Annotated in this window: 8 protein-coding genes; 1 reads left to right on the top strand and 7 read right to left on the bottom strand. The window is 46.4% G+C overall.

Features of this window, described 5'->3' with window-relative positions; genetic code table 11:
- Nucleotides 1-74: 74 nt before the first annotated feature.
- The 7 genes from FTU54_RS01275 to FTU54_RS01245 all read right to left on the bottom strand — a co-directional run bounded on the left by FTU54_RS01275 (nt 75) and on the right by FTU54_RS01245 (nt 10845).
- On the bottom strand, nt 75-1307 hold the full coding sequence (locus FTU54_RS01275) for a multifunctional CCA addition/repair protein (RefSeq protein ID WP_075168179.1): 1233 nt from the start codon (nt 1305-1307) through the stop codon (nt 75-77).
- Between the two features lie 89 nt (nt 1308-1396).
- The gene (locus FTU54_RS01270) at nt 1397-3676 is read right to left on the bottom strand and encodes an NADP-dependent malic enzyme (protein ID WP_104488292.1); all 2280 of its coding nucleotides are present in this window, start codon (nt 3674-3676) and stop codon (nt 1397-1399) included.
- A 135-nt stretch (nt 3677-3811) separates the two neighbouring features.
- Nucleotides 3812-6688, bottom strand: coding sequence for an EAL domain-containing protein (locus FTU54_RS01265; protein ID WP_035363240.1), 2877 nt, complete (start codon nt 6686-6688; stop codon nt 3812-3814).
- Nucleotides 6689-6848: 160 nt separating this feature from the next.
- A complete protein-coding gene (locus FTU54_RS01260; RefSeq protein WP_168395923.1) occupies nt 6849-7565 on the bottom strand; it encodes a 16S rRNA (uracil(1498)-N(3))-methyltransferase in 717 nt (238 codons plus the stop codon).
- A 24-nt stretch (nt 7566-7589) separates the two neighbouring features.
- Nucleotides 7590-8426: a methylenetetrahydrofolate reductase [NAD(P)H] gene (metF, locus tag FTU54_RS01255; protein ID WP_016659212.1), complete on the bottom strand. Its 837-nt coding sequence runs from the start codon at nt 8424-8426 to the stop codon at nt 7590-7592.
- Nucleotides 8427-8616: 190 nt separating this feature from the next.
- Nucleotides 8617-9999, bottom strand: coding sequence for an adenosylhomocysteinase (gene ahcY, locus FTU54_RS01250; RefSeq protein ID WP_005179150.1), 1383 nt, complete (start codon nt 9997-9999; stop codon nt 8617-8619).
- Nucleotides 10000-10332: 333 nt separating this feature from the next.
- Nucleotides 10333-10845, bottom strand: coding sequence for a tetratricopeptide repeat protein (locus FTU54_RS01245; RefSeq protein ID WP_005179148.1), 513 nt, complete (start codon nt 10843-10845; stop codon nt 10333-10335).
- Nucleotides 10846-11081: 236 nt separating this feature from the next.
- Between FTU54_RS01245 and FTU54_RS01240 the strand changes: the two genes are divergently transcribed.
- Nucleotides 11082-12425 carry an amidohydrolase gene (locus FTU54_RS01240; RefSeq protein WP_160241160.1) on the top strand — a complete coding sequence of 448 codons (1344 nt, stop codon included), beginning with the start codon at nt 11082-11084 and terminating at the stop codon, nt 12423-12425.
- Nucleotides 12426-12854 lie beyond the last annotated feature (429 nt).

Genomic DNA, 12854 nt, shown 5'->3' with positions numbered 1-12854 from the left:
CAGGGGATGGTTCATCCCTAGGAAATAAAAATACCCGTGTATAGCACGGGTATTTTTAATTTTATGACTCAATTTTAGCTTGCAGCGGTATATTCTGCTTTCAGCACTTCAATCGCTTTAATGCGGCGCTGAATCAGCATTTCACCAATATCGGGGCCTTTAATCTCAGGCGGTAAATCCTGCGCTTTAATGCCGCGCACCACCTGCATGGCTTTGAGCACATAATCGGCCTGCGGATAGTCCCGATCTTCCATGCCTAAACGGCCACGCGAATCACATTCACAGGCCTGAACAAAGGCTTCTACCCGTTCCGGGCGACGCAATACATCCAGACGCTGTAGCAGACGCCATAAGGTGCCCGGTTTCAAGGTCAGGGCCTGATGGCATTTTAAATGTTCCTTGCACACCGCCAGTGCCAGCTGTTTGGTATAGGTCGGCACTTTCAGGCGGTCACACAGGTCAGTAACCGGCTGAATACCACGTTCTTCATGCATGATATGACGCGGTAATTCATCGGCTGGGGTCAGGGCCTTGCCCAAGTCGTGCACCAGCACGGCAAAACGCACATCCAGACTGTAATTCTGGCGGCAGGCCTGTTGCAGGGACATTAAGGTATGCACGCCGCAGTCAATTTCCGGATGATATTCCGGGCGCTGTGGAATCCCAAACAGGGCATCAATTTCCGGGAACAAGGCTTTTAAGGCACCGCAGCGACGCAGCACTTCAAAGTATTCATCGGCATGATCTTCCTGCAAGGCACGTGCAGTTTCTTTCCAGACCCGTTCCGGGGTTAAGGTGTCCAGCTCGCCAGACGCTGCCAGCGTGCGCATCAGGGCCAGGGTTTCATCGGCCACACGAAAGCCCAGCGCTTTATAACGCGCGGCAAAACGGGCAATTCTGAGCACACGTAATGGATCTTCAACAAAGGCGTCGGAAACATGACGCAGCACTTTTTGCGCCAGATCCTGCTGTCCACCATAAGGATCATAGACCTGGCCGTTTTCATCCATGGCCATGGCATTAATGGTCAGGTCACGACGGATTAAATCTTCTTCCAGCGTGACATTGGGTGCAGTATAAAACTCGAAACCATGATAGCCCTGACCGGCTTTACGTTCGGTACGGGCCAGTGCATATTCTTCTTTTGATTCAGGATGTAAAAACACAGGGAAGTCTTTGCCCACGGGCTGATAGCCTTGGGCCAGAAGCTGTTCGGGTGTTGCCCCGACAACCACATAATCTTTTTCGTGATAGGGGTGCCCCAGCAAATGATCTCGCACCGCACCGCCTACTAAATAAACTTGCATGAAAAAACCTCTATTCTTGAGGTCATCATGCAACAGAATAGAGGTTTTCTCAAGTCAGAATGCCGAGCTTTTCACTCGGCATTCAGTTTTTATAGCGCGTCTTGTTCCGCTTGCTGAATTTCTGCCACGGTTAACGCAGTCATATTCACCACACGACGGGTGGTCGCTGTTGGCGTTAAAATATGTACCGGTTTCGCTGCGCCCAGCAAAATTGGACCAATGGTCACGTTGCTGCCTGAAGTCGATTTCAACAGGTTAAACGAAATATTGGCTGCATCCAGGTTCGGCATAATCAGCAGGTTAGCTGAACCTTTGAAGCGTGAGTTCGGGAATGCGAAATGGCGAATATTTTCGTCCAGTGCCGCATCACCATGCATTTCACCTTCCACTTCAAGTTCTGGTGCAATCTCAGACAGAATATCAAACACTTTACGCATTTTTTGCGCGCTGGCATCGTTCTGGTCTGAACCAAAGCTTGAATGCGACAGCAGGGCAATACGTGGTGTTACACCAAAACGGCGTACTTCTTCAGCGGCCAGAATGGTCATTTCAGCCAGCTGTTCAGCTGTCGGATTACGGTTGATGTAAGTGTCGGCAATAAACAGGTTACGATCTTCCAGCATCAGCGCATTCAGAGTGAAGAAAGTATTGTGACCTTCTTTCAGACCAATAATATTGCTGACGAAGTCTAAGTGAATGTCGTAGCTTGAATAAGTACCACATAACATACCGTCAGCCAGACCATGTTTCACCAGCATTGCGGCAATTAGAGTCGAACGGCGACGTGCTTCACGCTGCGCATATTCAGGCGTTACACCTTTACGCTGCATGATGCTGTAGTAATCATCAGCGAATTTTTCGTAATCCGGGTTTTTCTCCTGATCAACAATAGTGATATTCACACCATGTTCCAGACGTAAGCCCAGTTTCTTGATATTCGCTTCAATAACCGCGGTACGACCCACCAGAATCGGTTGTGCCAGACCTTCGTCCACTGCAATTTGTACTGCACGTAAAACGCGTAAGTCTTCGCCTTCTGCATAGGCAATGCGTTTCGGATCGGTTTTCGCCTGCGCAAAAATTGGTTTCATCATAAACGCAGAGTTATATACAAACTCTGACAGACGTTGATGATAAGCCGAGAAGTCCTGAATTGGACGTGTTGCCACGCCTGAATCCATCGCTGCTTTGGCAACCGCTGGAGCAATTTCAAGAATCAGACGCTGATCAAGCGGACGTGGAATTAAATAGTCACGACCAAATGAAGCAGATTTCTCACCATAGGATGCCGCATCTGCTTCTATGTGCGCCATACGTGCAATCGCGTGTACGCAGGCAATTTTCATTTCTTCGTTAATGGTGGTTGCACCGACATCTAGCGCACCACGGAAGATGTACGGGAAGCACAGCGCGTTATTCACCTGGTTCGGATAGTCAGAACGTCCAGTTGCCATAATCACATCATCACGTACTTCGTGGGCATGTTCAGGCAGAATTTCCGGATCCGGGTTAGCCAGAGCGAAGATGATTGGATTAGCCGCCATCTGCTTGACCATTTCTTTGGTCAGAATACCGGCAGCAGAGAGACCGAGGAACATATCGGCACCGGCAATTACATCGGCCAGTTGGGTTGCTTCAATATCCTGTACGTAGCGTTTTTTCGACTCGTCCAGACCTTCACGTTTGGTGGTCAATAGACCGCGTGAGTCCGCCACAATAATATTTTCTTTTTTCGCACCCAGGGCACAAAGCAGGTCCAGGCACGACAGGGCAGCAGCACCGGCACCTGAAGCCACAATCTTGATTTCGGCAATGTTTTTGCCGTTCAGTTGTAGCGCATTCAGCAGCGCAGAACCGACGATAATTGACGTACCATGCTGGTCATCATGGAACACCGGAATGTTCATGCGTTCACGCAGTTTTTGCTCAATGTAGAAGCATTCTGGTGCCTTGATGTCTTCAAGGTTAATCCCGCCAAAGGTTGGTTCGAGTGCAGCAACGATATCAACGATTTTGTCTGGATCATTTTCAGCGATTTCAATGTCAAATACATCGACGCCGGCGAATTTCTTGAATAGAACGCCTTTACCTTCCATAACCGGTTTAGACGCTAAAGGACCGATGTTCCCTAAACCTAGTACAGCGGTACCGTTACTCACCACGGCAACCAGGTTGCCACGTGCTGTATACAGTGCTGCAGTAGAAGGATCTCGTTCAATCTCTAAACATGGTGCCGCGACACCAGGTGAGTATGCAAGCGCTAAGTCACGTTGGTTGACCAGCTGCTTACTTGGGGTAACGCTGATTTTACCTGGAGTAGGAAATTCGTGATAATACAAAGCCTGCTGTTTTAATGATTGATCGTCCATCTGAATCTCGTATGTTACTGTGTCCAGCGATGCTGGCGGTTTGTGCTAAATCTGCTCGAATATACCATTACTTACGCACTAAGCACAGTCAAAGCTGCGCATTTTTAGAACAAACTTAGAAGTTTAAGCTATAGATTAAGATTCACTAACAATAAGTGGTGTCTGCATTTTTTCACTCAGGAAGCGGGTCGCATCCTGTTGTGGCAGCGGTTTGGAGAATAAAAAGCCCTGGGCGATGTCGCAATCGAGCTTTCTGAGGTACTGAAGTTGATGTTCAGTTTCAATACCTTCAGCGACAATGGTCATGCCCATGGCTTTGCCCATGGCAATCATGGCACTGACAATGGCTTCCTGCTTGCTGTGGCCAATCTTGGACACAAAGCTGCGGTCGATCTTTAAAACATCTATAGGAAAATCGGTTAAGTAAGAGAGGGAAGAATAACCGGTACCAAAATCATCCAGCGAAATATGAATATGGCGCTTCTTGATTTCTTCCAGAATATATTTGACCTCGTCGGTATTTTCCAGCAACGACGATTCAGTAATTTCCAGTTCCAGGCTTTCACCGGAAATATGATAGGTATTGAGCGCCTCATCAATATCTTCCAGCAAATGTCCGCGTTGTAGCTGCTGCGCCACAATATTGACCGAAACCCGGATGTTATCAAAGCCCAGTGCCTGCCAGTCCCGAATCTGCTTGGCGGTTTGCTGAATTACGATATGGCCAATCTCTGAAATCAGGCTGGTTTGCTCGGCAATTGGAATAAATAAGCCGGGTGGAATCAGGCCTTTTTCCGGATGGTTCCAGCGTACCAAGGCTTCAAAACCGGAGACCTGCTGATCATGGAAATTGATTTTTGGCTGGTAATAGACGATCAGCTCATCATTTTTAATGGCCTGACGTAAATCGCGCTCAATGTGCACGTCCTGCTCTAACAGCTTGGTGGTTTCCAGCGAATAGTATTTGGTGGTATTACCGCCCAGACGCTTGGCTTCCGACAGCGCCTGTTCGGCACAGTTGTTTAAATAATCCAGCTGCCGGCCATGTTCAGGATATAAAGACACGCCCATCGACAGGGTAATAATATGGTCCTGACCCTGGATATTAAACGGCGCCGAGAAGGCTTTGGTAATACGTTCGCAATGCTGCTGCACCGATGGGCGAATATGTGACAGCTCATAAATAATGGCAAAGTCATCGCCATTTAAATGCGCCACCAACAGCGCTTCGGCATTAATGAGGCGTAAACGCTGTGCCACCTGTCTTAGCAGTTCATCGCCGCCATTATGGCTTAAATATTCATTCAGCACCCGGAACCGGTCGATGTTCAGACGAATCACCGCCAGTTGTTTAATCGAATCCTGATGGGACACCAGATACTGATGCAGCTGATAGTTATAATAAAACCGGTTAGGCAGATCGGTCAGCGTGTCATAATTTTCCAGATAGGACAGGCGCTGTTCCTGCCGGCGGCGCTCGGTTAAATCCGAGACAATCCCGACATAATGGGTAGAGCGGTTCTGCTCATTGCTGACGGTATTCATGTGCAGGCGGATGGTCAGCTCTTTGCCCGACAGGTATTTTTCATCCATTTCGCCATCATATTCGCCTTCTTTGAGCAGTTGCTTGACAATGGCATTGTGCATACTGCGCTGCCGTGATTTGTAATTGCTGGCAATATCAAACAGATGTTTGCCAATAATCTGCTCGCGACTAAAGCCGGTCAGCTGTTCAAAGCACGGATTGACCTCAATATAACGCAGGTCCTCATTCAGAATAAAAATCCCTTCTGCTGCCTGCTGTAGTACGCTGGCGGTCAGTTTCAGGCGTTCCTGATCAGTTTTTTCCTGATGGATGTCACGGCGGATACCGACCATGCGTAATGGACGCCGGGTTTCGGGGTCACGCTCAATCACACGGCCAACATCATGTACCCAGACCCATTTGCCATTGCTTTGCTGTACCCGGTAGGTCACTTCATAGCGGTCGGTCTGGCCACGCAGATGCTGCTTCATGGTGTTACGAAAATGCGCCAGATCATCCGGGTGAATCAGTTGCTGCAGTTTGTGATGATGGGCTTTGGAGCCGGACATTTTCAGCTGCTGGTGTTCATTGGTCAGGGTAATCAGGCGATGCTTGATGTCCCAATCCCATGGTTTTAACCCGGCCACTTCATGCGCCAGCACCAGATTGGCCTGTTGATCTTGCAGGGCTTTATGGATTTGCTCCAGATCAAAGGTCCGCTCTTTCACTTTCTGTTCCAGCATCTGGTTATTAAACTGCAACTGCTGCTCAATGTCTTTGGAGCGGTTCATTTCCGTTTGCAGTTGCTGGCATAGCTGGTCGGTCCAGGCCACTTGCTGTTCGGCCTGTTTTTTCAGCTGATTATTCTTGAAATAGACGCTAGATAGCCGGCGATGCATGTGCATGGAGGTATTGGCACAAATCAGCAGACAGATTAAGGCAAAGTTGGTGGCCAGATAAAACAGCGGTTCGGTGTTGCTGTTAAAGAACAGCGGGGAAATTAAATACGGCACAATGGCCGGAATAAATACCAGCGAAAAATAGCTCAGGCGCTGGGTTAAAAAGGTGAGGGCAAAGGTCTGGCTAATAATCACCAGCAAAGCCGCCAGAATAATGGCCTGATAGGTGCTCATCTCCAGACTGTACTTCGGCAGGAAATAGTACAGCAGGGCAATGCCAATACCAAGGCTAATACCAACCAGCAGGCATACCAGCTTGATCCAGCGATGTGCCATTTGAATACTGTATTGACCGGGCTTAAAGCGCATTTCATTAAAGAACAGGCAGCCGGCCAGCCCCAGTTCACTCAGCAGGAACCAGGCATTAAATGCGAAAGTTGAAAAATTAAAAGAGTAGTGAAAAATAAAATAAATATAAAAACAGAGAATGAGGATGCTCAGCAAAAAGAAGCGCATCAGCCGGATTGTATTGGTGATTTGGGCAGCATACAAATACTGCTCCATGAGCTCATCCTGATGGTCTGACATATATCCCCAAAACCCTATAAATTACAGAGTATGTAAAAATCCATTTTATTTTATGAATAACCTGATATTAGGTGAAATTGTAAAATAATATTTTGAGATTAGTCAGTAAACTTTAAAAAAGCAATCATCTGACTCAGCATTCAGCTAAAAATAAGACGAATTACACGCTGAAGTTAAAATTTAAAATAGAAAGTGCGACCACAGGCGCAGTTTCAGTTCTTAACACGCGCTCGCCTATACACCAGTTCACAAAACCTTTCGTATTTGCGCTACTGATTTCAGCCTCGCTCAGGCCGCCTTCAGGCCCAATTAACAGGGCAAGTTCTGGCGTGGCATTGTGTAAGACATTCACTTCATCTTTGTTGGGTGCTAATACCAGTTTGGTGGCTGGCAGATTGGTGTCGAGCCATTTTTCCAGCGACATCGGCGGGAGAATTTTAGGCACAATATTCAGACCACATTGCTCACAAGCAGCAATGGCGATACCTTGCCAGTGATCCAGTTTTTTCTGGTCACGGTCGTATTTCAGACGCATTTCGCAGCGTTCAGAGGTGAGGAGCTGAATCTCGGAAACGCCGAGTTCCACCGCTTTTTGAATGGCATAATCCATCCGGTCGCCCTTACTCATGACCTGACCGAGCAGGGCCTTGAATTTAGGTGTACGGTTGCCCGGATTAAAGCTGTTGACCATCACCGTTGCTGTTTTTTTCTGGACGTCGGTAAGGGTCACTTCATATTCGCCACCTTGTCCATTGAACAGGGTGGCTGTGTCGCCCACTTGTGCGCGCAGTACTTTACACCAATGGTGAAACACGGTTTCGGTCAGCGCGAGCTGCGTCTCAACCGTTAATTCAGCTTCAATATAAAAACGTGGCATAAAGTACAACTCGCAAAAAGAAAATTAGGCTAAACCAAGATCAGTCACAAGCTGACGGGTAGGCTCGGTATTGTTCATGGTGTAGAAGTGCAGACTTGGCGCACCACCTGCAATCAGGCGTTCACAGAATTTCAGCACCACTTCATGACCGAAGGCTTTAATCGATGCCGTGTCATCACCATATGTCGCCAGTTGCTTGCGAATCCAGCGTGGAATTTCAGCACCAGTACTATCGGCAAAGCGAATCAGGTTGCTGGCATTGGTAATTGGCATAATACCCGGCGCCACCGGAATATTGACACCGGCTTGCTGAATACGCTCAACAAAGTAGAAGTAGGCATCCGGATTGAAAAAGAATTGCGTTAAGGCTGCATTGGCGCCGGCATTTACTTTTTCAACAAAATGCTGAATATCTTTATCAAAGCTTTCCGCTTGTGGGTGCATTTCCGGATAGGCAGCCACTTCAATATGGAAATGATCACCGGAATGTTCACGAATAAAGCGGACTAGATCCTGTGCATATGGCAATTCACCCAAGCCAACCTGACCGGATGGCAAGTCACCACGCAGTGCCACAATACGGTCAATACCTTGTGATTTGTACAGGTCCAGCAATTCGGCAATACGGGCTTTATCATCACCAATACAAGACAGGTGAGGCGCAACCGGTGTGCCTTTGCCATTGAAGTCGTTAATGGTCGATAAGGTACGTTCACGAGTTGAACCACCAGCGCCATAGGTCACCGAGAAAAATTCTGGATTTAAAAGCTGAAGCTCTTGGTGTACGGTCTTGAGTTTTTCTGCACCGGCATCAGTTTTGGTTGGGAAGAACTCGAATGAAATCGGAATCTGTTTTGACATGTTGAAATCCTTTTTATAAATACTTTTTATTCACCCTCTCCCTGACCTCTCCCAAAGGGAGAGGAGTATTCATTACTGAATAACGCAGAGTCTTGGCTCAAATTACTTAAATTTCACAAGTAAAACTCGTAATGTAAATGATTTGAGAGTTCACCCTCTCCCTATGGGAGAGGGATGGGGTGAGGGCTAATTAATATTTATAAGCATCCGATTTAAACGGACCTTCAACCGCTACACCTAAGTAGTCCGCTTGTTCTTGCGTCAATTGCGTCAGAACGCCGCCAAAACCTGCAACCATTGCAGCTGCAACTTCTTCGTCCAATTTCTTCGGAAGCAGTTCAACGCGAATCGCGGCTTGTTTTTGATCTTCAGGAAGATCAGCAAATTTCTCAGCGAACAAGTGCATTTGACCTAAAACCTGGTTGGCAAATGAACCGTCCATCACGCGTGATGGGTGACCTGTTGCGTTACCCAGGTTCACTAAACGACCTTCAGACAGCAGGATCAGGTAATCGTTTTCATTTTCTGAACGATACACCTGGTGAACTTGAGGTTTCACTTCAACCCACTTGTAACCACGTAGGTAGTTGGTGTCGATTTCAGTGTCAAAGTGACCGATGTTACATACAACAGCACCTGCTTTTAATGTATCCAGCATGGCAGCGTCACAAACGTGGTAGTTACCCGTTGTTGTTACGATCAGGTCAGTGTTTAAAAGAAGGTCAGCGTTAACGTCTTCTTTCTTGCCGGTTTGAACACCATTTTTGTATGGAGAAACCACTTCATAACCGTCCATGCAGGCTTGCATTGCACAGATAGGATCGATTTCAGAAACACGTACGATCATGCCTTCTTGACGAAGTGATTGCGCAGAACCTTTACCTACGTCACCGTAACCAATGACCAGCGCACGACGACCAGATAAAAGCATATCGGTTGCACGTTTGATGGCATCGTTGAGTGAGTGACGGCAACCGTATTTGTTGTCGTTTTTAGACTTGGTTACTGAATCGTTTACATTGATTGCAGGTACTTTCAGAGAACCGTCTTTCCACATTTCAAGCAGACGTTGTACACCTGTGGTGGTTTCTTCAGTAATACCGTGGATTTTCGCCAAAACTTCTGGGTATTTTTCGTGAACAAGTGCAGTTAAGTCACCGCCATCGTCCAGAATCATGTTGGCATCCCAAGGCGTGCCATTTACGTTAATTTGTTGCTCTAAGCACCACACGTATTCTTCTTCAGTTTCACCTTTCCAAGCGAACACAGGAACACCAGACGCAGCAATGGCAGCAGCAGCGTGGTCTTGAGTCGAGAAGATGTTACAAGAGGTCCAGCGTACTTCAGCGCCAAGTTCAACCAAAGTTTCGATCAGAACTGCTGTTTGGATTGTCATGTGGATACAACCCAGGATTTTAGCGCCAGCAAGTGGTTTAGCCGCAGAGTAGCGTTTACGCAGACCCATCAGGGCTGGCATTTCAGCTTCTGCAAGTTTGATTTCTTTACGACCGAAGTCTGCTAAAGTGATGTCTGCTACTTTGTAATCAGTAAATGAAGCATTAACCGCGTTCATCACGATCTCCTTAATAAAAACAATTGATCATTCAGTTCGCGGATGCCGTTGTTGATCAAAGCGGATGTTTGACCGATGGTCGAGCCTAGCGCTTTTACATTTCGTACCTGTAAAACGTCGCAGCATCCCTCGACTAGCGCAGTATTGTACTTGGAAATTGCCCAGAGTTCCAATCTGAAATTGTTGAATATCTGGCTAAACTGTTCCGGTTTCTCACTGTAGTGTTCTTTGATCTCCAAAACAATTAAAAATTCCGGCTAATCCAGCGCCTATCTCCATGCATCAATATAAAAAAGCCCATCATCTGATGAGGTTTTGATCGGGTTGAATGGGTTAATCGGCAGCTTTGGCTTTTTCGGCCCAGTAATCTGCCTGTGCTTCATTAATCTCGACCCCCAGGCCATGTTCATAAATACAAGCCAAATCGCGCATGGCCTGTGCATCACCGAGTTCAGCCGCTTGCTGAACCAAATTTACCGAGGTCGGAATATCTTTTTCTACCACATTCCCACGACGATAATAGCCAGCCAGCTCCAGAATTGCGCCTGCATGTTTCTGTTCGCTTGCTTGTTTCAACCAGTAATAGGCTAACTCAAAGTGAGTTTTGGAATCTTCAGGATCATCTTCCTGCACGTCTTTGGCATAAACGGTGTAGCCTTCGCCCAACCAGTACATGGCTTCCAAATGACCATTTTCAGCGGCTTTTAAGGCCCATTCTTCAGCCAGCAGATTGTCATCTTCATACTCGCTTTGCATATACAATTCAGCCAGCTCAAACTGGGCATCGGCTTGGCCTGCAAGCGCACGGTTAATCAGGGCGGGAGGAACTGTGATGGCGTCCGACATGGTCATATCCAGAAAATATTTGCTATAAGCCTAAAAGGTCTGCCGGAAAAAAGCCAATCTGAAATGAAATGTTTTGAGTCATAGCGCAAAATTGCTCGCTAAATTGTGGTAATTTTCAACTTTTAAAATATCAAGTATAGTGCAAATGACTATATAAAATTACAACAATAGCCTTGTATTTTAACCCTAAATTCTCCGAAGATAAGATTTTAAACGGTTATAAAAATGGAGTTTCCATGCAGCTCACTAAAACCTGTCTTAGCTTGGGGTTAGCCATGAGTATCTCTCAGTTTGCTTTTGCAGATTGGGTGGATGATGCCGCTACAAAAGTCGAGCAGCATACCATTCAATTGCGTCATCATATTCACGCCAATCCTGAACTTGGCAATATGGAATTTAAAACGTCGGAACTGGTGCAAAAAGAATTACGTTCTTACGGCATTGAAGTGAAAAAAGGCTTTGCCAAAACCGGTGTGATTGGCGTATTAAAAGGTGCAAAACCGGGTCCAATTATGGCCTTACGTGCCGATATGGATGCCTTGCCGATGGAAGAAAAAGCCCAAGTGCCTTTTGCCAGTAAAGCCAAAGGTATTTATCAGGGTGCAGAAACACCGGTCGCACATGCCTGCGGACATGATACCCACACTGCCATGCTATTAGGTGCGGCTAAAGCATTGGCAGAGAATAAAGATAAAATTGCCGGTACCGTGGTCTTTGTATTTCAGCCTGCGGAAGAAGGTGGTGCCGATATTGATAACTTCCTGAATGGTGATCAGGTCGGTGCACGTAAAATGATTGCCGATGGCGCGCTGAATAATCCAAAACCTGAAGTGATTTTTGGGATGCACGTGATGGCAGGTATGCCAAGTGGCAATATTTTCTATAAAGATGGTGTGGCTTTAAACAGTGCCGACAATATTCGAGTGACTTTAACCGGTCAGCAGGTACATGGTTCAATGCCGTGGAAAGGACGTGATTCTATTGTCGCCGCGGCTGATATTATCCAGAATTTACAGACCATGGTGTCGCGCCGTGCCGACTTGAGTAAAGGCATGGGCGTGGTCAGTATCGGGCAGATTCAGGGTGGTACCAGTGGTAATATCTTGCCTGAACAGGTTTCGATGATCGGAACCATTCGTTCCAATCATGAAGATATCCGTCAAAGCATCTACAAAAACCTGCCAACCATGATTGATCACACCGCGCAAGCCAATGATGTAAAAGCCAAAGTGGAAATTTCACCGTATGCGCCGGTCACCACCAATGATAAAACCTTAACTGAATTGATGGCGCCATCTTTAATTCAGGCCGCGGGTGAAGGTAAGGCGCATGTTTTAGAACATAACCAGAGCGCCAGTGAAGACTTTTCTTATTATGGCCAGCTGATGCCATCTTTATTTGTATTCCTGGGTGCGACACCAGCTGATCAGGATATGAGTAAAGCCGCACCGAACCATAACCCGTACTTTATTGTCGATGATAAAACCTTAAAAACCGGGGTAGAGTCGCATATGCGTTTTATTCTGGATTATCCAAAAGTTGCCAGCCAGGTACAAAGTGCATGGAAGGCTAAAAAATAATGGTCTTGAACCTATAAAACTCAAGAGAAAAACGGAGCAAATCGGCTCCGTTTTTTATGGCTCATAGATAGAACAATCAAATATCCGCTTTGAAATATAAAATTGAGCAGGAGAGAGTTAGGTAATAACGATGGAAGTTTAACGGAACCCATATATCAAAATAGCCTAAGTTATTTAATCTCTTTTACCTCTCAGAACCTGATCATGCGTTAATTATAAAATGAAGATTAAATATTCCTTGTTTGCGTCTGTTATGACTTAGAGAGAAAACCAGGATAAGGGAGTTTTTGATTTATCAGAGGATGGATAACAGCAGTCGATGTAAACCAATTCATCTTTAATTTAAATTACTTACAAAAATAGAGTTGAGCGGAGCCGTAGCATTTTTTAAGTTAGACCCATACAACGGAACAAAAAAAGAGAAGAAAA

It is taken from the genome of Acinetobacter sp. YH12116, from assembly GCF_013418895.1.
GTDB lineage: Bacteria > Pseudomonadota > Gammaproteobacteria > Pseudomonadales > Moraxellaceae > Acinetobacter > Acinetobacter indicus.
Note: the sequence above shows the minus strand (reverse complement) of the source record. Positions and strands in the feature narration are given on the sequence as shown.

Excerpts from the sequence above, each read along its gene's own strand:
- FTU54_RS01260 (WP_168395923.1), bottom strand. The coding sequence starts at position 7,565 with ATGCCACGTTTTTATATTGAAGCTGAATTAACGGTTGAGACGCAGCTC.
- FTU54_RS01275 (WP_075168179.1), bottom strand. The coding sequence starts at position 1,307 with ATGCAAGTTTATTTAGTAGGCGGTGCGGTGCGAGATCATTTGCTGGGG.
- ahcY (WP_005179150.1), bottom strand. The coding sequence starts at position 9,999 with ATGAACGCGGTTAATGCTTCATTTACTGATTACAAAGTAGCAGACATC.
- FTU54_RS01245 (WP_005179148.1), bottom strand. The coding sequence starts at position 10,845 with ATGTCGGACGCCATCACAGTTCCTCCCGCCCTGATTAACCGTGCGCTT.
- FTU54_RS01240 (WP_160241160.1), top strand. The coding sequence starts at position 11,082 with ATGCAGCTCACTAAAACCTGTCTTAGCTTGGGGTTAGCCATGAGTATC.
- FTU54_RS01270 (WP_104488292.1), bottom strand. The coding sequence starts at position 3,676 with ATGGACGATCAATCATTAAAACAGCAGGCTTTGTATTATCACGAATTT.
- metF (WP_016659212.1), bottom strand. The coding sequence starts at position 8,426 with ATGTCAAAACAGATTCCGATTTCATTCGAGTTCTTCCCAACCAAAACT.
- FTU54_RS01265 (WP_035363240.1), bottom strand. The coding sequence starts at position 6,688 with ATGTCAGACCATCAGGATGAGCTCATGGAGCAGTATTTGTATGCTGCC.